This is a genomic window from Mesorhizobium sp. B3-1-9 (assembly GCF_006439595.1).
Classification (GTDB): Bacteria; Pseudomonadota; Alphaproteobacteria; order Rhizobiales; family Rhizobiaceae; genus Mesorhizobium.
This window is the reverse complement of sequence record NZ_VFTJ01000024.1, coordinates 54,854-79,018: the sequence shown is the minus strand read 5'-3', so window position 1 is coordinate 79,018 and position 24,165 is coordinate 54,854. Positions and strand designations below refer to the sequence as shown.

The following is a 24,165-nucleotide window of genomic DNA, read 5'->3' as shown; positions in this document are numbered from 1 at the left end:
TCCTCGATCGGCATCAGGAACGGCTTGTCCAGCGGACGAACCGGCGTCGGGATGTAGGCGTCGACCTGAGCCATCAGTTCGCGGATGGCGTCCTCGCCGATGGTCTTGTTGGAGTCTTCCAACGCAGCCAGCGCCGAGCCCTTGACGATCGGAATGTCGTCGCCGGGGAACTCGTTCTTCGACAGAAGCTCGCGAACCTCGAGCTCGACCAGTTCCAGAAGCTCGGCGTCGTCGACCTGGTCGACCTTGTTCAGGAACACAACGATCGAGGGAACGCCGACCTGGCGGGCAAGCAGGATGTGCTCGCGGGTCTGCGGCATCGGGCCGTCGGCGGCCGACACGACCAGGATCGCGCCGTCCATCTGCGCCGCGCCGGTGATCATGTTCTTCACATAGTCGGCGTGGCCGGGGCAGTCGACATGGGCATAGTGACGGTTGGCCGTCTCATACTCGACATGCGCCGTCGAAATCGTGATGCCGCGCGCCTTCTCTTCCGGGGCCGCGTCGATCTGGTCATAGCGCTTGTATTCGCCAAAATACTTCGTGATCGCCGCCGTCAGCGACGTCTTGCCATGATCGACGTGGCCGATCGTGCCAATGTTCACATGCGGCTTGGTGCGCTCGAATTTACCTTTTGCCATGTGATCTCTCCATTCCTGCCTGCCCGTGCGGGCCTTGAATTAAGGTCTCGTGCAACCCGCTCGAGTTACGCGTATTTCTTCTGAACTTCCTGGGCGACCGCGGTCGGAACCGGCTCGTAGTGGTCGAACTGCATCGTGTACTGGGCGCGGCCCTGCGACATCGAACGCAGATTGTCGACGTACTTGAACATGTTCGCGAGCGGCACCATCGCGTTGATGACGACGGCGACGCCGCGCGCTTCCTGACCCTGGATCTGACCACGACGGCCGTTGAGATCGCCGATGACGCCGCCGACGTAATCTTCCGGCGTCACGACCTCGACCTTCATGATCGGCTCGAGCAACTGCACGCCGAGGCGCGGAGCGGCTTCCTTGAAGCAGGCGCGGGAGGCGATTTCGAACGCCAGCACCGAGGAGTCGACGTCGTGGAAGGCGCCGTCGATGAGGGTCGCCTTGACACCGATCATCGGGAAGCCGGCGAACGGGCCGGAACCCATGACGCTGTTGATGCCCTTCTCGACGCCCGGGATGTATTCCTTCGGAACCGCACCGCCGACGATCTTGGACTCGAACACGAACTCTTCGCTCTCGGTGTTCGGCTCGAATATGATCTTGACGCGAGCGAACTGGCCGGTACCGCCGGTCTGCTTCTTGTGCGTGTAGTCCTGTTCGTGGGTGCGGGTGATCGTCTCGCGATAGGCCACCTGCGGCGCGCCGACATTGGCTTCGACCTTGAACTCGCGGCGCATGCGGTCGACGATGATGTCGAGATGCAGCTCGCCCATGCCGGCGATGATGGTCTGGCCGCTTTCCTCGTCGGTTTTGACGCGGAAGGACGGATCCTCGGCCGCCAGGCGATGCAGCGCGAGGCCCATCTTTTCCTGGTCGTTCTTGGTCTTCGGCTCGATAGCGATCTGGATGACCGGATCGGGGAATTCCATGCGCTCGAGGATGACCGGGTGCAGCGGATCGCAGAGCGTGTCGCCGGTGGTCGTGTCCTTGAGGCCAGCCAGGGCGACAATGTCGCCTGCGTAAGCTTCTTCGACGTCGGCGCGCGAATTCGCATGCATCTGCAGCATGCGGCCGATGCGCTCCTTCTTGCCCTTCACGGTGTTGTCGACCGAGGTGCCCTTGGCGAGCTTGCCCGAATAGATGCGGGCAAAGGTCAGCGAACCGACAAACGGGTCGTTCATGATCTTGAACGCCAGCATCGACAGCGGCTCGTTGTCATCTGCATGACGCTCGATCTCGGCGTCGGTCTTGGCGTCGACACCCTTGATGGCCGGCACGTCGATCGGCGACGGCAGGTATTCGACAACGGCGTCGAGCAGCGGCTGCACGCCCTTGTTCTTGAAGGCCGAGCCACAGAACATCGGGTAGAACTTGACCGCGATGGTGCCCTTGCGGATCAGCGCGCGGATCTCGTCGTTCGACGGCATCTTGCCTTCGAGGTAATTCTCGAGCGCGGTCTCGTCCATCTCGACGGCGGCTTCGATCATCTTCTCGCGGTACTGCTCGGCCTTTTCCTTCAGGTCGGCCGGGATCTCGACAACGTCCCAGGCAGCGCCCAGGGTCTCGTCGCGCCAGACGAGCGCGTTCATCTCGACGAGGTCGACGACGCCCTTGAACTCGGTCTCGGCGCCGATCGGCAGCTGCATGACGACGGCCTGCGCGCCGAGGCGCGAGGCGATCATTTCCTCGGAGCGGTAGAAGTCGGCGCCGATCTTGTCCATCTTGTTGCAGAAGATCATGCGCGGCACATGGTACTTGTCGGCCTGGCGCCACACGGTCTCGGTCTGCGGCTCCACGCCGGCGTTGGCGTCGAGCAGCGCGATGGCGCCGTCGAGCACGCGCAGCGAACGCTCGACCTCGATGGTGAAGTCGACGTGTCCGGGGGTGTCGATGATGTTGAAGCGGCGCATCTTGCCATCGCGACCCTTCCAGAAGGTCGTGGTCGCGGCCGACGTGATGGTGATGCCGCGTTCCTGCTCCTGCTCCATCCAGTCCATGGTGGCAGCGCCGTCATGGACTTCGCCGATCTTGTGCGACTTGCCCGTGTAGTAGAGGACGCGCTCGGTCGTCGTCGTCTTGCCGGCGTCGATATGCGCCATGATACCGAAATTGCGGTAGTCTTCGATCTTGTATTCGCGGGCCATGGGAGGTGCCTCTCAGTCTCTTTCGCGTTACCAGCGGTAATGCGCGAAGGCGCGGTTGGCTTCCGCCATCTTGTGGGTGTCTTCACGCTTCTTGACGGCCGTGCCGCGGTTGTTGGCCGCGTCCATCAGCTCGCCCGAGAGGCGGTCGACCATGGTGGTCTCGTTGCGGTTGCGGGCCGCGGCGATCAGCCAGCGGATGGCCAGCGCCTGACGGCGCTCGGGGCGCACGTCGACCGGAACCTGGTAGGTGGCGCCGCCGACGCGGCGCGAGCGCACTTCCACATGCGGCGCGACATTGTCGAGCGCCTGATGGAAGACGGTGACCGGCTCCTGCTTGGTCTTGGCCTGGACCTGGTCCAGCGCGCCATAGACGATGGTCTCGGCAACCGACTTCTTGCCGTCATACATGACGGCGTTCATGAACTTGGTGACAATCAGATCGCCGAACTTGGGGTCCGGATTGATCTCACGCTTTTCTGCACTGTGACGACGGGACATGGGAAACCCTTACTTCGGACGCTTGGCGCCGTATTTCGAACGACGCTGCTTGCGGTTCTTCACACCCTGCGTGTCGAGCACGCCGCGGATGATGTGGTAGCGGACGCCCGGCAGATCCTTGACGCGACCGCCGCGGATCATGACCACCGAGTGCTCCTGAAGGTTGTGGCCTTCGCCGGGGATGTAGCCGATCACTTCAAAGCCGTTGGTCAGGCGAATCTTGGCCACCTTGCGCAGCGCCGAGTTCGGCTTCTTCGGCGTCGTGGTGTAGACGCGCGTGCAGACGCCCCGCTTCTGCGGGTTCTGCTGCATGGCCGGGACCTTGTTACGCTTCACCGGCGCCAGGCGCGGCTTGCGGATCAGCTGGTTGACGGTAGGCATTAAACCCTCTTGTCTCTCAATTCCGTGTCTGCCCTGTCAGGGCCGCTCAAAGCGTCATTCCCATACGCAAATTCGGGCAACACACCGCGCTTCGCGGTCCTGCCCGAACAAATTGCAGAGGAAGCGGAAGCCGCTTCATGCGCGCCGGAAATGTCTTTTCGCTCGTAAAACGAACCCTGTTTGAGGCAAACTCCAAAGCGTGTCGCTTCGGAAAGGAGAGCCTCACATCGGTTCTGACGTCGCGGCTTCTACTCGCAACCCCAGGGTCCGTCAACCCCGGCGCGGCAAATATTGCGCCCAACCCAAAGCTGGGCAGCCATGCGAAAAACGCATGTAATTTTCTTGCGTCTTTTTTCAAGAGCGAGGAAGAAAGTGACCGGCTTTGCGCTGTCCTGTGCCCTTGCTTCGTGCCAAAAGGCGGCTTGCACCGGACAATCTCCGGGGAAACGAGGAATCAGCCGTGAACGACAATGAAGAACGGCCGGTCACGATCATCACCGGGCGGGTCTGGAAGAAGAAAGGCGGCAAGCCGGAGGGCGTGCATGTGATGCTGGTGGCGCCCGACGATGATTCTGCCGTGCGCCGCGCGCTCGAATCGCTCGCCGCGGAAGGTTACGCCGAGGCCGAACTCGACCAGATCGGTGACATGGAGGGCGAGCCCGACGAGGAGCCGCATCTGTCGGCCTATCAGGGCGCACTGGAGGGCGAAGTTTCGATCGTCACCTTTGAAGAGCCGATCTGAAAAGCGCGGCCAGCCGTCATATTTCCCAGACCCGCCGGACAAATCTGTCCTGCCTAGACACACTTTCATTCCTTGGAGTTTCCATGACCAGCAGTCCCATCAAGCTCGGCATCGTCGGCGTGGGCAAGATCGTGCGCGACCAGCATTTGCCGGCGGTCGCCAAGGATGGCGACTTTCAGCTCGCCGCAGCGGCCAGCCGCCACGGCAAAGTCGACGGGATCCCGAACTATCCAACGATCGAAGCCATGCTTGCGGCCGAACCCGGCCTCGAGGCGGTCTCGCTCTGCATGCCGCCGCAGTTCCGTTACGACGCCGCGCGCACCGCGCTGGAGGCGAAAAAGCATGTGTTCCTCGAAAAGCCGCCGGGCGCCACGGTCAGCGAAGTCGAACACCTCAAGGCGCTTGCCGAAGAGAACGGCGTCTCGCTCTTCGCCAGTTGGCATTCGCGCTATGCGCCGGCGGTGGAGGCCGCGCGCGCATTCCTTGCCTCGGCCAGACTGACTTCGGCCGCCATCAATTGGAAGGAAGACGTGCGCCGCTGGCACCCGAACCAGGAATGGATCTGGGAACCCGGCGGCTTCGGCGTGTTCGATCCGGGCATCAACGCGCTGTCGATCGCCACCCACATCCTGCCTGCTATGTTCATCACCTCGGCCGTGCTCGATTTTCCGGAAAACCGCGCCGCCCCTGTCGCCGCGCAAGTCGTCTTCCGCACATCGAACGGATTGCCGGTGACGATGGAGCTCGACTGGCTTCAGACCGGCCCGCAGAGCTGGGACATCCTGGCCGAGACCGACAAGGGCAAGATGGTGCTGTCGGGCGGCGGCGCTAAGCTCGCCGTCGACGGCAAGATCGTCCATGACGAGCCCGAGGCCGAATATCCGATGCTTTACAAGCGCTTCGCCGAGATCGTTCGCGCCGGCACTTCGGATGTCGACCTCGCGCCGCTGCAACACGTCGCCGACGCTTTCATGCTCGGCAAGCGCAACGTGGTCGAGGCGTTCTTCGACTGAGGCGGCGGCAAAGCGCCGAGGCCAACGGCATCCTCACTCGACGATCGCAATGGCGAAGCCATCATAGCCCTTGGCGCCTACGGTCTGGATGGCGGTGCCGTCCAGCCGTTTCTCGCCGCCGATGAACGAAAACGCGGCGCGAGCGCCTTCGACATTGGCGTCGCCGCTGTTCTTTTTCACGACCGCGCCGTCGCGGATGACGTTGTCGCAGACGATGACGGTGCCTGGGCGCGACAGCTTCATGGCCCGGGTCAGATAGTTCGGGTTGTTCGGCTTGTCGGCATCGATGAAGATGAGGTCGAACGGTCCGGCACCTTCGTCCGCCAGCTTGCCAAGCGACTGCAGCGCAGGGCCCATGCGCAGGTCGACCCTGTCGGAAACCCCTGCCCGCTCGAAATTCGAGCGCGCGACCTTGGCGTGGTGCGGATCGAGTTCCAGCGTCACGACCTTGCCGTCCGCCGGCAATCCCCTCGCCATCCAGATGGTCGAGTAGCCGCCGAGCGTGCCGATCTCCAGCACCTTCTTCGCGCCGCGGATGCGCACCAGCAGCGACAGCAGCTTGCCCTGCGCGGCCGACACGTCGATCGCGGGCAGGCCCTGATCGCGGTTGGCCTTAAGCACCGCATCCAGGACGGGATCCGCTTCGAAAAGAGAGGAAACGATGTAGTCGTCGACAGCCGCCCAAGTCTTGCTGCTCATAGTTCTTCCTCGTTCGTGAAGCCAGATCAGGATGACGGCTAATAGAACCGTCATACTGATCTGGTCTCTTTATTCGATTATGATCTCTTCCGAAAACCGGTGTCCACGCTCTTGAAATGCAAGAAGGGGCCACGTGGGCCCCTTCTCATCGTTTCTCATGTCAAGCCGCTCACTGCGCGGCGTTGACCATGTCGGTCAGCATCGGGTCGGCGACCTCGACACCGGAGGCCTTGCGGCGCTCGTCGATGATGAGCTCGTCGCGCGAGGTTGCGATGCGCCGGATTTGGCTCATCGTACCGCCCGTTCCGGCCGGGATCAGGCGGCCGACGATGACGTTTTCCTTGAGGCCCTGCAGCATGTCGGTCTTGCCGGCAACCGCGGCCTCGGTGAGCACCCTGGTCGTCTCCTGGAAGGAAGCGGCCGAGATGAAGGACGGCGTCTGCAGCGAGGCCTTGGTGATGCCGAGCAGCACCGGCTGACCTTCGGCCGGCTTCTTGCCGTCCTCGATCAGGCGCTCGTTGACCTCTTCCAGTTCGATCACGTCGACGTGGTCGCCCGGAATGTAGGTCGAGTCGCCCTGCGTGGTGATCTCGACCTTCTGCAGCATCTGGCGAACGATCACCTCGATGTGCTTGTCGTTGATCGACACGCCCTGCAGACGGTAGACCTCCTGGATCTCGTTGACGAGGTAGGAGGCAAGCGCCTCCACGCCCTTGATCGCCAGGATGTCGTGCGGCGCCGGGTTGCCGTCGAGGATGTAGTCGCCCTTCTCGATGACGTCGCCGTCCTGGAGATGGAACGGCTTGCCCTTCGGGATCAGGTACTCCACCGGCTCGAGCGTCGAGTCATGCGGCTCGATGATGATGCGGCGCTTGTTCTTGTAGTCGCGGCCGAAGCGGATCGTGCCATCGATCTCGGCGATGATGGCGTGATCCTTCGGACGGCGGGCCTCGAACAATTCAGCAACACGCGGCAGACCGCCGGTGATGTCCTTGGTCTTGGCGCTTTCCATCGGGATACGCGCAAGCACGTCGCCCGGACGGACATGCGCGCCCGGCTCGACCGAGAGGATGGCCTCGACCGAGAGCAGGAAGCGTGCATCGCCGCCCTTCGACAGCTTGCCGACCTTGCCCTTGGCGTCCTGGATGACGATCGCGGGCTTCAGGTCGCTGCCGCGCGGCGTGGAACGCCAGTCGATGACCTCACGCTTGGTGATGCCGGTCGACTCGTCGGCCGTTTCCTGCACGGAGATGCCGTCGACCAGGTCCTCGAACGCCACCCTGCCCTCGATTTCGGTGAGGATCGGGCGGGTATAGGGATCCCACTCGGCGATACGCTGGCCGCGCTTCACCTTGTCGCCATCGTCCACGAAGATACGCGAACCATAGGCGACGCGGTGCGTGGCGCGCTCCTTGCCGGTCTCATCGAGGATGAGCACCGCCATGTTGCGGCCCATGACCATCTGCTGGCCTTCCGAGTTGCGCACCACGTTGCGGTTGCGGATCTGCACCTTGCCCTCATAGGAGGCTTCAAGGAACGAGCTATCCACCACCTGCGCCGTGCCGCCCATGTGGAAGGTACGCATGGTGAGCTGGGTGCCCGGCTCGCCGATCGACTGCGCCGCGATGACGCCGACGGCCTCGCCCTGGTTGACAGGGGTACCGCGTGCCAAGTCGCGACCGTAGCAGACAGCGCACACGCCGGTCCTGACCTCGCAGGTCAGCGCCGAACGGATGCGGATCGACTGCACGCCGGCCTTTTCGATCTGCTCCACGTCGCGCTCATCCATCAGCGTTCCGGCCTTGACCAGCAATTCGCCGGAGACCGGATGGTTGATATCGTCGAGCGCGGTGCGGCCCAGCACGCGCTGGCCGACCGAAGCGACGACCTGACCGGCATCGACGATCGGCTGCATGGTGAGACCCTTGTCGGTGCCGCAATCCACGGAGTTGACGATACAGTCCTGCGCCACGTCGACGAGACGGCGGGTGAGGTAACCCGAATTCGCCGTCTTCAAGGCGGTGTCGGCCAGACCCTTGCGGGCGCCGTGGGTCGAGTTGAAATACTCGAGCACGGTAAGGCCTTCCTTGAAGTTCGAGATGATCGGCGTCTCGATGATTTCACCCGAGGGCTTGGCCATCAGGCCACGCATGCCGGCGAGCTGACGCATCTGGGTGGGCGAACCGCGCGCACCCGAATGCGACATCATGTAGATCGAGTTCATCGGCTTCTGACGGCCATTGTCCTCGAACTCCACCGCCTTGATGCGGGCCATCATCTCGTCGGCGACCTTTTCCGAGCACTTGGCCCAGGCGTCGACGACCTTGTTGTACTTCTCGCCCTGGGTGATCAGGCCGTCGTTGTACTGCTGCTCGTATTCCTTGGCCAAAGCCTCGGTCTCGGAGACCAGCTTGATCTTGGAATCCGGGATCAGCATGTCGTCCTTGCCGAACGAGATGCCGGCGCGGCAGGCATGCGCGAAGCCGAGCGCCATGATGCGATCGCAGAAAATGACCGTCTCCTTCTGACCGCAGTGGCGGTAGACGGTGTCGATCATCTTGGAGATGTTCTTCTTGGTCATCTCCTGGTTGGCGGTCTCATACGGCACGTTGACGTTCTTCGGCAGCAGTTCGCCGATGATCATGCGGCCAGGCGTGGTGTCGTAGATCTTCGACACCATCTTGCCTTCGGCGTCGACGGTGCGGAAGCGGCCCTTGATCTTGGCGTGCAGCGTCACGGCCTTGGTCTCCAGCGCATGCTGGAGCTCGCCCATGTCGGCAAACACCATGCCTTCGCCCGGCTCGTTCTGGTTGACGATCGAGAGATAGTAGAGACCGAGAACCATGTCCTGTGACGGCACGATGATCGGCGCGCCGGAGGCCGGGTGCAGGATGTTGTTGGTCGACATCATCAGCACGCGGGCTTCCAGTTGCGCTTCCAGGGACAGCGGCACGTGGACCGCCATCTGGTCGCCGTCGAAGTCGGCGTTGAAGGCGGTGCAGACCAGCGGATGCAGCTGGATCGCCTTGCCTTCGATCAGGATCGGCTCGAACGCCTGGATGCCGAGGCGGTGCAGCGTCGGCGCGCGGTTCAGGAGCACCGGATGCTCGCGGATGACCTCGTCGAGGATATCCCAGACCTCCGGACGTTCCTTCTCGACCAGCTTCTTCGCCTGCTTGACGGTCGAGGAGAAACCCTTGGCATCGAGGCGGGCGTAGATGAAGGGCTTGAAGAGCTCGAGCGCCATCTTCTTCGGCAGGCCGCACTGATGCAGCTTCAGCTCCGGACCGGTCACGATGACCGAGCGGCCGGAATAGTCAACGCGCTTGCCGAGCAGGTTCTGACGGAACCGGCCCTGCTTGCCCTTGAGCATATCGGACAGCGACTTCAGCGGACGCTTGTTGGCGCCGGTGATGACGCGGCCGCGACGACCGTTGTCGAACAACGCGTCGACGGCTTCCTGCAGCATGCGCTTTTCGTTGCGCACGATGATGCCGGGCGCGCGCAACTCGATCAGCCGCTTCAGGCGGTTGTTGCGGTTGATGACGCGGCGATAGAGATCGTTGAGGTCGGACGTGGCGAAGCGACCGCCGTCCAGCGGGACGAGCGGACGCAGGTCCGGCGGGATCACCGGAACCACCTTCATGATCATCCATTCCGGACGGTTGCCGGATTCCATGAAGTTTTCCACGACCTTGAGCCGCTTCAGATACTTCTTCTGCTTGAGCTCGGAGGTGGTCGACGCCAGCTCCGAACGCAGGTCGCCGGCGATCTTCTCCAGGTCCATGCCGGCCAGAAGGTCATGGATGGCCTCGGCGCCGATCATGGCGGTAAAAGAGTCCTCGCCATACTCGTCGACGGCAAGCATGTACTCTTCCTCGCTGAGGAGCTGGTTCTCCTTCAGCGCGGTGAGGCCGGGCTCGGTGACGATGTAGTTCTCGAAGTAGAGCACGCGCTCGATGTCCTTGAGCGTCATGTCGAGCAGCGTGCCGATGCGCGAAGGCAGCGACTTCAGGAACCAGATATGGGCGACGGGCGCGGCGAGCTCGATATGGCCCATGCGCTCGCGGCGGACGCGCGACAGCGTGACTTCGACGCCGCACTTTTCGCAGATGACGCCCTTGTACTTCATGCGCTTGTACTTGCCGCACAGGCACTCATAGTCCTTGATCGGGCCAAAAATGCGCGCGCAGAACAGGCCGTCACGCTCCGGCTTGAAGGTGCGGTAGTTGATGGTCTCCGGCTTCTTGATCTCGCCGAACGACCAGGACAGAATCTTCTCTGGGCTGGCAAGCGAGATCCGGATGGAATCGAACACCTGCGCAGGCGCCTGCGGGTTGAAGAGATTCATGACCTCTTGGTTCATGCCGTTCTCCTTTTCGGGGTCCTCGATAACCCCTTGCATCGATCGCGGACGAAATGTCCGCAGACTGGCCGGTTGCCCGACCGAAAAATTTGAAGGGCGCGCCGCATCCTAGAGCGGCGCGCCGTAGGCTTTACTCGGCTGCGTCGGGCAGACGCGTCGGGGTCTCTTCGACCTGGGTGTTCTCCAGCTCGACATTGAGGCCCAGCGAGCGCATTTCCTTGACGAGAACGTTGAAGCTCTCGGGGATGCCCGCCTCGAACGTGTCGTCGCCGCGCACGATCGCCTCGTAGACCTTGGTGCGGCCGGCGACGTCGTCCGACTTCACCGTCAGCATTTCCTGCAGCGTGTAGGCCGCGCCGTAGGCTTCGAGCGCCCAGACCTCCATTTCGCCGAAGCGCTGGCCGCCGAACTGCGCCTTGCCGCCCAGCGGCTGCTGGGTGACGAGCGAGTACGGACCGATCGAACGCGCGTGGATCTTGTCGTCCACCAGGTGATGCAGCTTGAGCATATAGATATAGCCCATCGTCACCTTGCGATCGAACGGCTCGCCGGTGCGGCCGTCATAGAGCTGCGACTGACCGCTGGTGTGCAGGCCTGCCTGCTCCAGCATGGTGTTGATGTCGGCCTCATGCGCGCCGTCGAACACCGGTGTCGCGATGGAGACGCCGCGGCGCATCTGCTCGCTCAGGCGAACGATGCTCTCGTCGTCATACTCGCGGATCGGCTCGTTGCGGTCGTTGGCCGGCATGAAGCTTTCCAGCGTCTTGCGCAGCGGCTTGATATCGCCGCCACCCTTATACGCGTCGATCAGCTCGCCGATCTTCCTGCCCATGCCTGCGCAAGCCCAGCCCAGATGCGTTTCCAGGATCTGGCCGACATTCATGCGGCTCGGCACACCCAGCGGGTTGAGCACGATATCGGCATGCGTGCCGTCCTCGAGGAAAGGCATGTCCTCGACCGGAACGATGCGCGACACGACACCCTTATTGCCGTGACGGCCGGCCATCTTGTCGCCCGGCTGCATCTTGCGCTTCACCGCCACGAAGACCTTGACCATCTTCATGACGCCCGGAGGCATTTCGTCGCCGCGTTGCACCTTCTCGACCTTGTCCATGAAACGCTGCTCGAGCGCCTTCTTGGACTCGTCATACTGGCCGCGCAGAGCCTCGAGTTCGCCCTGGAGCTTCTCGTTCTCCACTGCGAACTGCCACCACTGCGAACGCGGATACTCGTCGAGCGTGTCCTTCGACAGCTTCGAGCCCTTCTTGAAGCCCTTCGGTCCGGCGATCGCTTCCTTCCCGACCAGCACGTCGGAAAGACGCGCATAGACGTTGCGGTCGAGGATCGCCTGTTCGTCGTCGCGGTCCTTGGCCAGACGCTCGATCTCCTCGCGCTCGATCGCCATCGCGCGCTCGTCCTTCTCCACGCCGTGGCGGTTGAAGACGCGCACTTCGACGACCGTGCCGAAGGTGCCCGGAGGCATGCGCATGGAGGTGTCGCGGACGTCCGAGGCCTTTTCGCCGAAGATGGCGCGGAGCAACTTTTCTTCCGGCGTCATCGGGCTTTCGCCCTTCGGCGTGATCTTGCCGACCAGGATGTCGCCCGGCTGCACCTCGGCACCGATATAGACGATGCCGGCCTCGTCGAGGTTCTTCAGCGCCTCTTCCGAAACGTTCGGAATGTCGCGCGTGATTTCCTCCGGCCCGAGCTTGGTGTCGCGCGCCATGACCTCGAACTCCTCGATGTGGATCGAGGTGAAGACGTCGTCGGCCACGATGCGCTCGGAGAGCAGGATCGAGTCCTCGTAGTTGTAGCCGTTCCACGGCATGAACGCGACCAGCACGTTGCGGCCGAGCGCCAGATCGCCGAGCTCCGTCGAGGGACCGTCGGCAATGATGTCGCCCTTGTTGACGCGGTCGCCCATGCGCACCAGCGGACGCTGGTTGATGCAGGTGTTCTGGTTCGAACGCTGGAACTTCATCAGCCGGTAGATGTCGACGCCGGACTTGCCGGGATCGAGGTCTTCCGTGGCGCGGATGACGATACGGGTCGCGTCGACCTGGTCGACCACGCCGCCGCGGCGGGCGCCGATGGCCGCGCCCGAATCCCGGGCGACGACCGGCTCCATGCCAGTGCCGACGAACGGCGCCTCGGCGCGCACCAGCGGCACGGCCTGACGCTGCATGTTCGAGCCCATCAGCGCGCGGTTGGCGTCGTCGTTCTCGAGGAACGGGATGAGCGCTGCTGCGACAGACACCATCTGCTTCGGCGAGACGTCCATCAGGTCGACGTTCTCGCGCGGCGCCATCATCACTTCGCCGGCGTTACGGCAAATGACGAACTCGTCGACGAAGCTGCCGTTCTTGTCGAGCTCGGCGTTGGCCTGCGCGACATAGTGCTTGGCCTCTTCCATCGCCGACAGGTAGACGACCTCGTTGGTAAGCTTGCCGCCCACGATCTTGCGGTACGGGCTTTCGATGAAGCCGTACTTGTTGACGCGCGCGAAGGTAGCCAGCGAGTTGATCAGACCGATATTCGGGCCTTCCGGCGTTTCGATCGGGCAAATGCGGCCGTAATGCGTCGGGTGCACGTCGCGCACCTCGAAGCCGGCGCGCTCGCGGGTCAGACCGCCCGGTCCAAGCGCCGACAGGCGGCGCTTGTGGGTGATCTCCGACAGCGGGTTGGTCTGGTCCATGAACTGCGACAGCTGCGAGGAACCGAAGAACTCGCGCACGGCGGCAGCCGCCGGCTTGGCGTTGATCAGGTCCTGCGGCATGACCGTGTCGATCTCGATCGAGGACATGCGCTCCTTGATCGCGCGCTCCATGCGCAGCAGGCCGACACGGTACTGGTTCTCCATCAACTCGCCGACCGAACGCACGCGGCGGTTGCCGAGATTGTCGATGTCGTCGATCTCGCCCTTGCCGTCGCGGAGTTCGACCAGCGTCTTGACCACGGCCAGGATATCGTCCTTGCGCAGCACGCGCACGGTGTCCTCGGCCTTGAGCTCGAGGCGCATGTTCATCTTGACGCGGCCGACGGCCGACAGGTCGTAGCGCTCGCTGTCGAAGAACAGCGAGTTGAACATGGCTTCGGCGGTCTCGAGCGTCGGCGGCTCGCCCGGGCGCATGACGCGGTAGATGTCGAACAGCGCGTCCTGGCGGCTCTCGTTCTTGTCGACGTTGAGCGTGTTGCGGATGTAGGCGCCGACGTTGACGTGGTCGATGTCCAGGATCTGGATCTCGTCCTCGCCGGTGCCGAGCAGCACCTTCAGCGTCTTGTCGTCGATCTCGTCGCCGGCTTCGAGGAAGATCTCGCCGGTGGCGTAGTTGACGATGTCCTCGGCAAGGTAGTTGCCGAGCAGGTCCTCGTCGGTCGCCTTGATGGCTTTGAGACCCTTCTCGCCGAGCTGGCGAGCCTGGCGGGCGGTGATCTTCTTGCCTTGTTCGACCACGATCTCGCCGGTGTCGGCGTCGACCAGGTCGCCGACGGCCTTGAGGCCGCGGAAACGCTCGACGTTGAACGGAATGCGCCAGTGGTCGCCGGCGCGCTTGTAGGTGATCTTGTTGTAGAAGGTCGACAGGATCTCCTCGCCGTCCATGCCGAGCGCCATCAAGAGCGACGTCACCGGAATCTTGCGGCGGCGGTCGATGCGGGCGTGCACGACGTCCTTGCTATCGAACTCGATGTCGAGCCACGAACCGCGATAGGGAATGACGCGCGCGGCAAACAGAAGCTTGCCCGACGAGTGCGACTTGCCCTTGTCATGGTCGAAGAAGACGCCCGGCGAACGGTGCATCTGCGAGACGATGACGCGCTCGGTGCCGTTGACGATGAAGGTGCCGTTCGACGTCATGAGCGGCATGTCGCCCATGTAGACGTCCTGCTCCTTGATGTCCTTGATCGACTTGGCGCCGGTATCCTCGTCGATATCGAACACGATGAGGCGCAGCGTCACCTTCAGCGGGGCAGCATAGGTCAGGTCGCGCTGACGGCACTCGTCAACGTCGAATTTCGGTGCCTCGAACTCGTACTTCACGAACTCCAGCATCGAGGAGCCGGAAAAGTCGGAGATCGGGAAGACCGACTTGAAAACGGCCTGCAGCCCTTCGTCCGGACGGCCGCCCTTGGGCTCGTCCACCATCAGGAACTGGTCATAGGATGCCTTCTGAACCTCGATGAGATTCGGCATCTCCGCAACTTCCGGGATCTTTCCGAAGAACTTGCGTACGCGTCTGCGGCCATTGAAAGTCTGGGTCTGGGCCATCGTCGCTCCTTAGCTATAAACTCGGGACGAACCTCGCCGCGGCTCGCCTTGCACCAACGGGCGGCCTTGGCGGCTGCCCCTATCTGTTTTCCGGCCGCCCTGCCAATGGTTTGGCGGCTACCGGCTAAAACGGGAGAAAACCCGTTTCCGGAAGGCCGCTTTTCGGCCCTCAGGAAAGAGGTTTTCAAACGCCTCGCGCAACAGAACCCTCCCTTCGTCAAGGGAGGGGGCGGACGGCGCGAGACCGTCCGCCCTCGCCTAACAGGCTTACTTCAGCTCGACCTTGGCGCCAGCTGCTTCCAGCTGAGCCTTGAACTTGTCGGCGTCGGCCTTGGAAACGCCTTCCTTGACCGGCTTCGGAGCCGCTTCGACCAGGTCCTTGGCTTCCTTGAGGCCAAGGCCCGTGATGGCGCGGACTTCCTTGATGACGTTGATCTTCTGGGCGCCGGCATCGGCGAGAACGACGTCGAATTCCGTCTTCTCTTCAGCCGGAGCAGCGGCAGCGGCACCAGCGCCGCCAGCAGCGGCAACCGCCACCGGAGCGGCAGCCGAAACGCCCCACTTCTCTTCCAGGAGCTTCGACAGCTCGGCCGCCTCGAGGACGGTCAGCTTCGAAAGGTCGTCTACGATCTTTGCGAGATCAGCCATTTTTGTATTCCTTCACTAGGTTCGAACGTGTGTTGTTGACAGCGAGGAACGGCCTCATGCCGCCTCGTCCTTCCGGGCGTAAGCGCCGATGACACGCGCGACCGAAGCCGCGGGCGCATTGACGATCTGGGCGATCCGGGTAGCCGGCGTGGCGATCATGCCAACCAGCCTGGCGCGCAGCTCGTCGAGCGACGGTAGTGTGGCGAGTGCCTTCACACCGTCGGCGTCAAGCGAGGTCGTACCCATCGCGCCACCGAGAATGATCAACTTGTCATTCCCCTTGGCGAAATCGGACGCGACCTTCGGCGCCGCAATCGGATCCTCCGAATAAGCGACCAGCGTCTGTCCCTTGAACAGATCGATGATCGATGCGGAGTCCGTGCCCTGAAGAGCGATCTTGGCGAGACGGTTCTTCGCGACTTTGACGGTGCCACCGGCGGCGCGCATCTTCGACCGAAGGTCGTTCATTTGCGCGACGGTGATACCGGCGTAGTGGGCCACGACGACTGAACCAGCGCTTGAAAACGCATCATTCAGGCCCGTGACGAGTTCGCGTTTTTCCGCTCTGTCCACTGCCTATCTCCAGTTGACCCCTGCCCCATTAACGAGGTCAGGCGTCGGGTTGCCTTTTGCCGGCCGGGCCATCCAATACGGATCTCCCGAACGACGCTCGAGGATCCTGCCCCCTTTCGCCACACCAGCCGGCACGCCGGATAGTGCGCAGACAAAAGGCAAACACGGTTCGAACCTTTCATTGGAGCTTGGCTCCTTTGTCGGGTCTTCACCCGTCTCATGCAGGCCCAAGTGAATTAAGGCTTTTGGGCCGCCTGCAATCTCGGACAGGATATCCGGAAACCTTTCGGCTTCCGGGGTTCCGGGTCGCCGACGGATCGGCGGTCCGGAATTCTTTTGCGATCGGCCTAGCCGATCAGATGACACTTACGACGCGGCGAGCGTCGCGATGTCGAGCTTGAGGCCGGGGCCCATCGTCGAGGCGACCGACACCTTCTTGACGTAGTTGCCCTTGGCGCCCGCGGGCTTGGCCCTGGTCACCGCATCGGCGAAGGCGCGGACATTTTCTTCCAGCGCCTTGACGTCGAACGAGACCTTGCCGACGCCGGCCTGGACGATGCCGGCCTTCTCGACGCGGAACTCGACGGCGCCGCCCTTCGAAGCCTTGACGGCCGCGGCCACATCGGTGGTCACGGTGCCGACCTTCGGGTTCGGCATCATGCCGCGCGGGCCGAGAACCTTGCCCAGACGGCCGACCAGCGGCATCATGTCCGGCGTCGCGATGCAGCGATCGAAATCGATCGTGCCCTTCTGGACGATGTCGACCAGATCCTCGGCGCCAACGATATCGGCGCCGGCGGCCTTGGCTTCCTCGGCCTTGTCGCCACGGGCAAACACCGCGACGCGCACCGAGCGGCCGGTGCCGTTCGGCAGGTTGACCACGCCGCGGACCATCTGGTCGGCGTGGCGCGGATCGACGCCGAGGTTCATCGAGATCTCGACGGTCTCGTCGAACTTAACCTTGGACCGGTCCTTGAGCAGCTGCAGCGCCTCGGAGAGGGCGTAAGCCTTGTTCGGATCGATGCCTTCGCGGCTCTTGGCAATACGCTTTGCAATCTTTGCCATGATCTTAGCCCACCACTTCCAGGCCCATCGAGCGGGCGGAACCCTCGACCATACGCATGGCCGCCTCGACGTCGTTTGCGTTCAGGTCCTTCATCTTCTGCTCTGCGATCGCGCGCACCTTGTCGCGGCTGATCGTGCCGGCCTTGACCTTGCCCGGCTCCTTGGAGCCCGACTTCAGGTTGGCTGCCTTCTTCAGGAAGTAGCTCACCGGCGGCGTCTTCATGACGAAGGTGAACGACTTGTCCTGGTAGTAGGTGATGACGACCGGGATCGGCGATCCCTTCTCAAGCTCCTGGGTCTGCGCGTTGAACGCCTTGCAGAATTCCATGATGTTGATGCCGCGCTGACCAAGCGCCGGGCCGATCGGGGGCGACGGCGTGGCCGAGCCCGCGGCAACCTGGAGCTTGAGCTGGCCTGCAACTTTCTTAGCCATCTCTATTCCTGCCTTTTCTCATGCCGGCCCCATTCTCGGGCAACGCCGGCGGTTGCAGTCTGGTGGTGCGGTTCCGACGGCCGGCTGTGCCGCCTTCGCCTCCCACCCGTTCATGCGGCGTCTGCCGCCGCTCCCGACGCCTCGCGGCGCGGGTGTACCAACGCCTTCCGGCGCGGGTCTACGGATCAGCCCTTTTCGACCTGTCCGAATTCCAGATCGACGGGCACGGCGCGCCCGAAGATCGAAACTTCCACCTTGAGGCGGGCACGCTCCTCGTCCACTTCCTGGACGACGCCGTTGAACGACGCGAACGGACCATCCGAAACGCGGATCGCCTCGCCGATCTCGAAGGTGACCGAAGGCTTCGGCCGCTCGACGCCCTCCTGGACCTGGTTCAGGATGCGCTGCGCCTCGGTCTCGGTGATCGGCACGGGCTTGGAGTCGCCCAGGAAGCCGGTGACCTTCGGCGTGTTCTTGACCAGCGAGAACACGGCATCGGTCAGATTGGCCTTCAACAGCACATAGCCCGGGAAGAACTTGCGCTCGGCATCGACCTTGCGGCCACGGCGGATCTCGACGACCTTCTCGGTCGGCACGACGATCTGCTCGATGTCACCGGACAGGCCCTTCTGCTTGGCCTTGTTCTCGATATCCTCGGCGACCTTCTTCTCGAAGTTCGAATAGGCGTGGACGATATACCACCGTGCAGTCATTTCACGACCTCTCCGTAAACCGCCGAATTAATGTCCGAGACCCAGGATCCACTCGATCGCGTAGCCCATTAGAATATCGGCAGCGAAGAAGAACAGCATCGCGATCACCGCGAACACCAGGACCATCACGGTCGAGATCATGGTTTCGCGCCGCGAGGGCCATGTCACCTTGGCCGTCTCCGCGCGAACCTGCTGGAGAAAGGTGAAGGGATTAGTGGTTTTCGAAGCCATGTGCCGCCTGTTTCAAGACCCGTTGGCCGGGCCTCCTGGATGATCCCGCTGACCGGGACGTGCCGCCTGGGCTCTATGCGGCGCGAATCAGCGCCGCTATTTCACCCACGCAAATCAGACGCGTAAAGCCGGCTTCCCAGCTCCACGCGTCGCGTGTCTGTCTTGTTTACATAAAACCGATTCTTAATCCACGCAAGTGGCAAGGGTCCGCTTTATGTCCTAACGCCGCCTCGGAACCATCCAGTCGTCCCGTCCCGGCTATGCGGGGCTTATGCCCCAATTCCCACCATATGGCAAGCCACCCGCCGATTTTCAACCGGAAGAGCTTTGTTTTGCCGTTTGGAAAATGGCACGGGCAGCAGGGCTCGAACCTACGACCTGCGGTTTTGGAGACCGCCGCTCTACCAACTGAGCTATGCCCGTGCATGCGCTGTTCGGCGCAGGCGCTTCCTAAAAGCTTCCGGGCACTCTGTAAAGAGCACTCGGCAGCGGTTTTGGAACCTTTGCCGAAAATCTGAATTGCATGGCTGCCAGCAATCGATCGCGGGCGCGCCCGCTCTTTAAGATTTCCCGGCCGCCGGCTTATAGGGTCCGCCCGGCACGCCCCAGCCCCAGGCCGGCATCGGCTCGGTCTCGGGATCGCAGGTCTCGCCCAGATTCGAGTTCATCTTCGCCAGCCGCGATCCCCATTCGACATAGCCCATGAAGGCGGAGCGGAATTCGGGGTCGTCCGGCAGGCCGACCTCGTCCGCCGCGTCGGCAAGGAGATTGATCCAGCGGCGGCGCTGTTCCTGGGTCAGGTGCTTGCCAAGGTGATGCATCACCATTTCGCGATGGCCGCCATGCTTCTCGCTGTAGGTCTTCGGCCCGCCAAAGACTTCGCCGATGAAGGCGGCGACATGCGCCGGGTGATCCGGCGACATGTGCCTGAATACCGGCCCGACGACCGGATCCGCAGCCACCTTGTCATAAAAGGTCCGGGTCAGCCGGTTCAGCGCCTCGCCGCCACCGGCCCACGCATATAAAGTCGGGATGTCCTCGCTCATCGCCGCTCCTCCACTGTGTATAAAAGCACGAGCAGGATAGTGGCAGCGCCCTGCCCCCCTCAACCTGCCTCGATGGCCAGTACGCGCTATCTCCTTTGTTTACGCAATTCCGGACGCAAAACCGTAAACACTTTTCCTGGAATTGCTCTACAGCTTCGCTGGCGCCTTCGCCTCGGCATCGGCGGCCGGAAGAACGCGGCAATTGTCCGGCCTGGGCGCGGATCTGCAAATGGTGGCGCCCGTCAGCGCGTCGACCGACTGCGGCCCGGTTGTCAGCCCGAATGTCTTCAGTTCGTCCCGGCTGAGTTCCCTGTGCTTCGCATATTCGGCCGACTGCATGGCAACGAAAAAGCCCGAGCCGACCGCCATTTGGTCAAGATACGCCCTGACCTTGTCTTCCGTGCCCATGGAATGCACCAGAAAATGCGCACCGGCGCCAACCAGGCGCCGGACGCCGCCGGCGATCATCACCGCGCAAGCCGCATCGCATTCGGCGCCGGCGTCGATGGTAAGCCCGGCATGGAGACCGTCCGCCGCGACGCACCCCACTGCGCCCGGATCGCAATCGAGAAAATCCGTTCGGGCGACTGCGACATCCAACCCGCGCTCACGGATCAGCCGGCCCGCCGCAAGCGCAGCCTGCACGTCTCCACCCGGCGAATCGACAATGATGGGCAACCGGCGCTCACGGATCGTATCGAGCAGTTGGCGGAGCTTGTCGGCCGTACCTGTGGCGATCGTGCCTTCCGCCGAAATCCATTCCGGACAATCGGGATTGCAAAGCGGATTGCTGCCGCGAACAAGAACGAAGCGCATCTCCTGTTCGCGGGCCTGCGGCGCCGGCGCGGGAACCGGCGCAATGGGTGAAGGCCCGGCTTCGACGGCCGCGACCGCGGCGGGCACGCCGTTCGCGGGAACCTCGCGACAATTCGCAGGCGCCGGATTGCGCTGGCAGATGGTTCTCTCGGTCAGCAGGTCGAGCGAATCGAGACTGGTGACGAGTTTCATCTCCAGCATGTCTTCGGGCTCGATTTGCCTGATGTCGCTGGCAGGCGTCGCCTTCATCACGCCCAGCACGCCCTGCTCGACGCCCATTTCCTTCAGATAGGCCGACAGCCGCTTCTCGACCGTCCTGCTCATCTCATAGGTCTTGTAGCTGCCGGCATTCTTGCGGCTGACGATCCTGGTGCTGACGATCTTCTTCTTGCCGTTCACGATCCGATAAGTCGTGCGGTAGAGCGGCTTCTCGCGCTGGTAGGTGGTGGTGATCTGGTGCACACCGAGATAGGCCCATTCGCCGACCACGCGGCGGATGCCGCCGGCAAACATCAGCGGACAGGCCGAATTGCACATCGCGCCGCTGTCATAAGCGACGCCGGAATAGGGCTGGCCCTTGCGGCCATTGTCCAGGCAGTTCTTCATCCCCGGCGAGCAGCCGGAAAACTCCGTGATGCCGACCGCGATATCGAGCTTGTTCTTGCGGACCATGCGGCCAAGCTGCAGCGCGGCATCGACATTGCCGCCTGGTGAATTGACGACGATCGGCAATTGCCGCCCGCCGAGCGTCTTCAGCAGGCGTCTCAGCTGCGCCGGCGTGCCGGCCTCGATCGTGCCTTCGGCGGAAATCCATTCCGGGCAGTTCGGCTCGCAGCCCGGCGCGCTGCTGCGCACGACGACGAAGCGCATCGCCGGACCGTAGTCCGCGGGCGTTTCCTTTGCGGCGGCGCTGAGCGCGGCCAGCCCTGCGGCAGCGGCCAATCCCAGCCGAAGCAGCCCGCGCCAACACCGCATGGTCTTTGAACGGAATGTCGAAACCACGTCTGGCAAGCCCCTCGGGTACAACCCATACTAGTTGCGGGGACGGTGCTTGCAACAGAATTGAAAAGGGCAGCGCGATACCACTCGAAAGCAAAAGGGCGGCCCGAAGACCGCCCTTTCCGTGTCGAACCGGCAAGTGCCGGATCGATTATTCCTTGATGGTGACGACGATGCCGGCACCGACGGTGCGGCCGCCTTCACGGATGGCGAAGCGCAGCTTCTCTTCCATGGCGATCGGCACGATCAGCTCGACGTCGACGGTGATGTTGTCGCCGGGCATCACCATCTCGGTGCCGGCCGGCAGCGTCACGATGCCCGTCACGTCCGTCGTGCGGAAGTAGAACTGCGGACGGTAGTTGGTGAAGAACGGCGTGTGGCGGCCGCCCTCGTCCTTGGTCAGGATGTAGGCTTCGGCAACGAACTTCTTGTGCGGCTTGACCGTGCCGGGCTTGGCCAGAACCTGGCCGCGCTCCACACCTTCACGGTCGACGCCGCGCAAGAGCGCGCCGATGTTGTCGCCGGCCTGGCCCTGGTCGAGCAGCTTGCGGAACATCTCGACGCCCGTGCAGGTCGTCTTGGTGGTCGGACGGATGCCGACGATCTCCAGTTCCTCGCCGACCTTGACGATGCCGCGCTCGACGCGGCCGGTCACCACCGTGCCGCGGCCCGAGATCGAGAACACGTCCTCGATCGGCATCAGGAACGGCTTGTCCAGCGGACGAACCGGCGTCGGGATGTAGGCGTCGACCTGAGCCATCAGTTCGCGGATGGCGTCCTCGCCGATGGTCTTGTTGGAATCTTCCAACGCAGCCAGCGCCGAGCCCTTGACGATCGGAATGTCGTCGCCGGGGAACTCGTTCTTCGACAGAAGCTCGCGAACCTCGAGCTCGACCAGTTCGAGAAGCTCGGCGTCGTCGACCTGGTCGACCTTGTTCAGGAACACAACGATCGAGGGAACGCCGACCTGGCGGGCAAGCAGGATGTGCTCGCGGGTCTGCGGCATCGGGCCGTCGGCGGCCGAAACGACCAGGATCGCGCCGTCCATCTGCGCCGCACCGGTGATCATGTTCTTCACATAGTCGGCGTGGCCGGGGCAGTCGACATGGGCATAGTGACGGTTGGCCGTCTCATACTCGACATGCGCCGTCGAAATCGTGATGCCGCGCGCCTTCTCTTCCGGGGCCGCGTCGATCTGGTCATAGCGCTTGTATTCGCCAAAATACTTCGTGATCGCCGCCGTCAGCGACGTCTTGCCATGATCGACGTGGCCGATCGTGCCAATGTTCACATGCGGCTTGGTGCGCTCGAATTTACCTTTTGCCATAGTCTCTTTCCTTGGACGGCCTTGACCTTCAGTTCAGTCGAATGCGGGGCGATTAGCGACAACGGCCGAAAAACACAAGTGCCTTGTGGCTGAGCGGATTCCCGCTCGACCCGAACCAACGGTCGATTTCAGTGGGATATGGCGCGGATATAGGGGCGCCGCGCGTAAAATCAAAGGCTCCGGGCTGGCCCATTGCCGCCGGCGCGCCGCTCTGATCTTGTTCGCCGGATGCAGTTCATTCCAGCAAACATCCGCGGTCCGCTGTTCATGACCGTCTCGACGGGGTCCTACCTCGTCAACGACACGATGATGAAGCTCGCGACCGCCGGACTGCCGCCCTATGAAGTGCTCCTTCTGCGCGGCGCGGCCGCCACGCTGTGGGGCGTGCCGCTGCTTCTGATGCTTGGCTACGCAAGGCAGATCCCGCTGCTCTTCGAGCGCAAGGTGCTGCGCCGCAACCTGTTCGAGCTTCTGGCGATCCTCTGCTATGTCGTCGCCTTGGCCAACATGCAGATCGCGGATTCCACCGCGCTCGGGCAGGTCACGCCGCTCATCGTGCTGGTCGGCTCCTCGATGCTGTTCGGCGAAAAGATCGGCGCCACGCGCATGGCGCTGATCGGCCTTGGCTTTGTCGGAGCGCTCATGGTGGCGCAGCCGACCATGCAAGGCATTTCGGTCTATGCGCTGCTCGCGCTCGGCAACGCCGCCTTCGCGGCGGTGCGCGACCTTGCCGGGCGCAAGGTGGACGCCGAGGTGCCGGGCATGATCGTCGCCATCTCGGCTATCGTGGTGGTGCTGGTCGGCTCAGGCGCGGCGCATCTCGTCTCCGAGCAATGGGTGATGCCGGAAGGACATCATCTGCTCCTGATCGCCGGCGCCGGCCTGTTCCTGATCTTCGGCCATTTCTTCATCTTCATGGCCTACCGGGTCGGGCCGACAAGCGCGGTCGCGCCCTTCTATTACTGCTTCACCGTCTGGGCGGTTATTTCGGGACTGCTGGTGTTCGGCCAGTTTCCCAACGCGCTCGCCGTCTGCGGCATCCTGCTGGTGATGGCCAGCGGCCTCGCCATCGTCTCGCTCGACGAAAGAAAACGCCGGCTGGCGATGGTCGCCTGACGACACGAGTCCAACCAAGGTCGACCCGGAATGGGTCGACCTTCAGCAGCCGGTCAAATGCGGCTTTGCTTGCCTCTACAGCGTGCGCTTGCCGGAAATCTGGTGATAGGCCCAGAGCACGACGACCGAGCCGATCACAGCGACGATCAAGCTCCAGATGTTGAGGCCGGTGACGCCCGACGCGCCGAACGCGCTGAAGATAACGCCGCCGACAATGGCGCCGACGATGCCGAGCACGATATCCATGATCATGCCCTGACCGGTCTTGTTGACGATCTTGCTGCCGATGAAGCCGGCAACGATGCCCAGAATGATCCAGCTGATAATGCCCATAATTTCCCTCCAAATTTCCCCGCCGCGCCATCATGGTCATATGATTGTCAAAAGCTCAAGACAGCTTGAAATTCCGTCCGTTTGCGCCATTGTGGGGCCGGG

At 62.9% G+C, this 24,165-nt stretch carries 20 protein-coding genes and 1 tRNA gene; 3 read left to right on the top strand and 18 right to left on the bottom strand.

Annotated features, from left to right (window positions below):
• The 4 genes from FJW07_RS28330 to rpsL all read right to left on the bottom strand — a co-directional run.
• Window positions 1–641: GTP-binding protein (locus tag FJW07_RS28330; protein ID WP_140785871.1), on the bottom strand; the 641-nt coding region annotated here is incomplete at its 3' end.
• Window positions 642–706: 65 nt separating this feature from the next.
• Window positions 707–2,797 carry an elongation factor G gene (gene fusA, locus FJW07_RS28325; protein WP_140646984.1) on the bottom strand — a complete coding sequence of 697 codons (2,091 nt, stop codon included), beginning with the start codon at window positions 2,795–2,797 and terminating at the stop codon, window positions 707–709.
• 27 nt (window positions 2,798–2,824) lie between these two features.
• Window positions 2,825–3,295: a 30S ribosomal protein S7 gene (gene rpsG, locus FJW07_RS28320; RefSeq protein ID WP_027170372.1), complete on the bottom strand. Its 471-nt coding sequence runs from the start codon at window positions 3,293–3,295 to the stop codon at window positions 2,825–2,827.
• Between the two features lie 9 nt (window positions 3,296–3,304).
• Window positions 3,305–3,676, bottom strand: a complete 372-nt coding sequence (rpsL, locus tag FJW07_RS28315) for a 30S ribosomal protein S12 (protein WP_006202128.1) — start codon at window positions 3,674–3,676, stop codon at window positions 3,305–3,307.
• A gap of 460 nt (window positions 3,677–4,136) precedes the next feature.
• Between rpsL and FJW07_RS28310 the strand changes: the two genes are divergently transcribed.
• Together FJW07_RS28310 and FJW07_RS28305 are read left to right on the top strand one after the other, a co-directional pair.
• Entirely contained in the window at window positions 4,137–4,418 is a 282-nt protein-coding gene (locus FJW07_RS28310) for a transcriptional regulator (protein WP_140646983.1), read from the top strand.
• Between the two features lie 83 nt (window positions 4,419–4,501).
• Window positions 4,502–5,431 carry a Gfo/Idh/MocA family oxidoreductase gene (locus tag FJW07_RS28305; protein WP_140859531.1) on the top strand — a complete coding sequence of 310 codons (930 nt, stop codon included), beginning with the start codon at window positions 4,502–4,504 and terminating at the stop codon, window positions 5,429–5,431.
• 33 nt (window positions 5,432–5,464) lie between these two features.
• On the opposite strand, the gene FJW07_RS28300 is transcribed toward FJW07_RS28305, so the two are convergent.
• The 13 genes from FJW07_RS28300 to tuf all read right to left on the bottom strand — a co-directional run bounded on the left by FJW07_RS28300 (window position 5,465) and on the right by tuf (window position 22,614).
• Window positions 5,465–6,130, bottom strand: a complete 666-nt coding sequence (locus FJW07_RS28300) for an O-methyltransferase (protein ID WP_140859530.1) — start codon at window positions 6,128–6,130, stop codon at window positions 5,465–5,467.
• Window positions 6,131–6,299: 169 nt separating this feature from the next.
• Complete coding sequence (gene rpoC / locus FJW07_RS28295) at window positions 6,300–10,496, bottom strand: DNA-directed RNA polymerase subunit beta' (protein ID WP_140829726.1); 4,197 nt, start codon at window positions 10,494–10,496, stop codon at window positions 6,300–6,302.
• A 130-nt stretch (window positions 10,497–10,626) separates the two neighbouring features.
• Window positions 10,627–14,763, bottom strand: coding sequence for a DNA-directed RNA polymerase subunit beta (gene rpoB / locus FJW07_RS28290; RefSeq protein ID WP_140659836.1), 4,137 nt, complete (start codon window positions 14,761–14,763; stop codon window positions 10,627–10,629).
• Between the two features lie 267 nt (window positions 14,764–15,030).
• Window positions 15,031–15,411, bottom strand: coding sequence for a 50S ribosomal protein L7/L12 (gene rplL / locus FJW07_RS28285; RefSeq protein ID WP_059189560.1), 381 nt, complete (start codon window positions 15,409–15,411; stop codon window positions 15,031–15,033).
• 54 nt (window positions 15,412–15,465) lie between these two features.
• A complete protein-coding gene (gene rplJ, locus FJW07_RS28280; protein ID WP_140545996.1) occupies window positions 15,466–15,984 on the bottom strand; it encodes a 50S ribosomal protein L10 in 519 nt (172 codons plus the stop codon).
• 366 nt (window positions 15,985–16,350) lie between these two features.
• Entirely contained in the window at window positions 16,351–17,049 is a 699-nt protein-coding gene (gene rplA / locus FJW07_RS28275; RefSeq protein ID WP_140859529.1) for a 50S ribosomal protein L1, read from the bottom strand.
• A gap of 4 nt (window positions 17,050–17,053) precedes the next feature.
• Window positions 17,054–17,482, bottom strand: a complete 429-nt coding sequence (gene rplK, locus FJW07_RS28270; protein ID WP_095765524.1) for a 50S ribosomal protein L11 — start codon at window positions 17,480–17,482, stop codon at window positions 17,054–17,056.
• 185 nt (window positions 17,483–17,667) lie between these two features.
• Entirely contained in the window at window positions 17,668–18,195 is a 528-nt protein-coding gene (gene nusG, locus FJW07_RS28265; RefSeq protein ID WP_140545994.1) for a transcription termination/antitermination protein NusG, read from the bottom strand.
• Window positions 18,196–18,222: 27 nt separating this feature from the next.
• Window positions 18,223–18,426: a preprotein translocase subunit SecE gene (secE, locus tag FJW07_RS28260; protein ID WP_027170383.1), complete on the bottom strand. Its 204-nt coding sequence runs from the start codon at window positions 18,424–18,426 to the stop codon at window positions 18,223–18,225.
• A 347-nt stretch (window positions 18,427–18,773) separates the two neighbouring features.
• A tRNA-Trp gene (locus tag FJW07_RS28255) sits at window positions 18,774–18,849 on the bottom strand.
• Window positions 18,850–18,986: 137 nt separating this feature from the next.
• Complete coding sequence (locus FJW07_RS28250) at window positions 18,987–19,472, bottom strand: group II truncated hemoglobin (protein WP_140859528.1); 486 nt, start codon at window positions 19,470–19,472, stop codon at window positions 18,987–18,989.
• A 147-nt stretch (window positions 19,473–19,619) separates the two neighbouring features.
• Window positions 19,620–21,158, bottom strand: coding sequence for a hypothetical protein (locus tag FJW07_RS28245; protein ID WP_140859533.1), 1,539 nt, complete (start codon window positions 21,156–21,158; stop codon window positions 19,620–19,622).
• A 280-nt stretch (window positions 21,159–21,438) separates the two neighbouring features.
• Window positions 21,439–22,614, bottom strand: a complete 1,176-nt coding sequence (gene tuf, locus FJW07_RS28240) for an elongation factor Tu (RefSeq protein ID WP_140646975.1) — start codon at window positions 22,612–22,614, stop codon at window positions 21,439–21,441.
• Between the two features lie 228 nt (window positions 22,615–22,842).
• Here tuf and FJW07_RS28235 point away from each other — a divergent pair, with 228 nt between their 5' ends.
• Window positions 22,843–23,730, top strand: coding sequence for a DMT family transporter (locus tag FJW07_RS28235; protein WP_140707658.1), 888 nt, complete (start codon window positions 22,843–22,845; stop codon window positions 23,728–23,730).
• A gap of 75 nt (window positions 23,731–23,805) precedes the next feature.
• On the opposite strand, the gene FJW07_RS28230 is transcribed toward FJW07_RS28235, so the two are convergent.
• The gene (locus FJW07_RS28230) at window positions 23,806–24,063 is read right to left on the bottom strand and encodes a GlsB/YeaQ/YmgE family stress response membrane protein (RefSeq protein ID WP_027170387.1); all 258 of its coding nucleotides are present in this window, start codon (window positions 24,061–24,063) and stop codon (window positions 23,806–23,808) included.
• Window positions 24,064–24,165 lie beyond the last annotated feature (102 nt).

Coding starts and splice junctions, on each gene's coding strand:
- fusA (WP_140646984.1), bottom strand. CDS start 2,797: ATGGCCCGCGAATACAAGATCGAAGACTACCGCAATTTCGGTATCATG.
- rpsG (WP_027170372.1), bottom strand. CDS start 3,295: ATGTCCCGTCGTCACAGTGCAGAAAAGCGTGAGATCAATCCGGACCCC.
- rpsL (WP_006202128.1), bottom strand. CDS start 3,676: ATGCCTACCGTCAACCAGCTGATCCGCAAGCCGCGCCTGGCGCCGGTG.
- FJW07_RS28305 (WP_140859531.1), top strand. CDS start 4,502: ATGACCAGCAGTCCCATCAAGCTCGGCATCGTCGGCGTGGGCAAGATC.
- FJW07_RS28300 (WP_140859530.1), bottom strand. CDS start 6,130: ATGAGCAGCAAGACTTGGGCGGCTGTCGACGACTACATCGTTTCCTCT.
- rpoC (WP_140829726.1), bottom strand. CDS start 10,496: ATGAACCAAGAGGTCATGAATCTCTTCAACCCGCAGGCGCCTGCGCAG.
- rpoB (WP_140659836.1), bottom strand. CDS start 14,763: ATGGCCCAGACCCAGACTTTCAATGGCCGCAGACGCGTACGCAAGTTC.
- rplL (WP_059189560.1), bottom strand. CDS start 15,411: ATGGCTGATCTCGCAAAGATCGTAGACGACCTTTCGAAGCTGACCGTC.
- rplA (WP_140859529.1), bottom strand. CDS start 17,049: ATGGCAAAGATTGCAAAGCGTATTGCCAAGAGCCGCGAAGGCATCGAT.
- rplK (WP_095765524.1), bottom strand. CDS start 17,482: ATGGCTAAGAAAGTTGCAGGCCAGCTCAAGCTCCAGGTTGCCGCGGGC.
- nusG (WP_140545994.1), bottom strand. CDS start 18,195: ATGACTGCACGGTGGTATATCGTCCACGCCTATTCGAACTTCGAGAAG.
- secE (WP_027170383.1), bottom strand. CDS start 18,426: ATGGCTTCGAAAACCACTAATCCCTTCACCTTTCTCCAGCAGGTTCGC.
- FJW07_RS28250 (WP_140859528.1), bottom strand. CDS start 19,472: ATGAGCGAGGACATCCCGACTTTATATGCGTGGGCCGGTGGCGGCGAG.
- FJW07_RS28245 (WP_140859533.1), bottom strand. CDS start 21,158: ATGCGCTTCGTCGTCGTGCGCAGCAGCGCGCCGGGCTGCGAGCCGAAC.
- tuf (WP_140646975.1), bottom strand. CDS start 22,614: ATGGCAAAAGGTAAATTCGAGCGCACCAAGCCGCATGTGAACATTGGC.
- FJW07_RS28235 (WP_140707658.1), top strand. CDS start 22,843: ATGCAGTTCATTCCAGCAAACATCCGCGGTCCGCTGTTCATGACCGTC.
- FJW07_RS28230 (WP_027170387.1), bottom strand. CDS start 24,063: ATGGGCATTATCAGCTGGATCATTCTGGGCATCGTTGCCGGCTTCATC.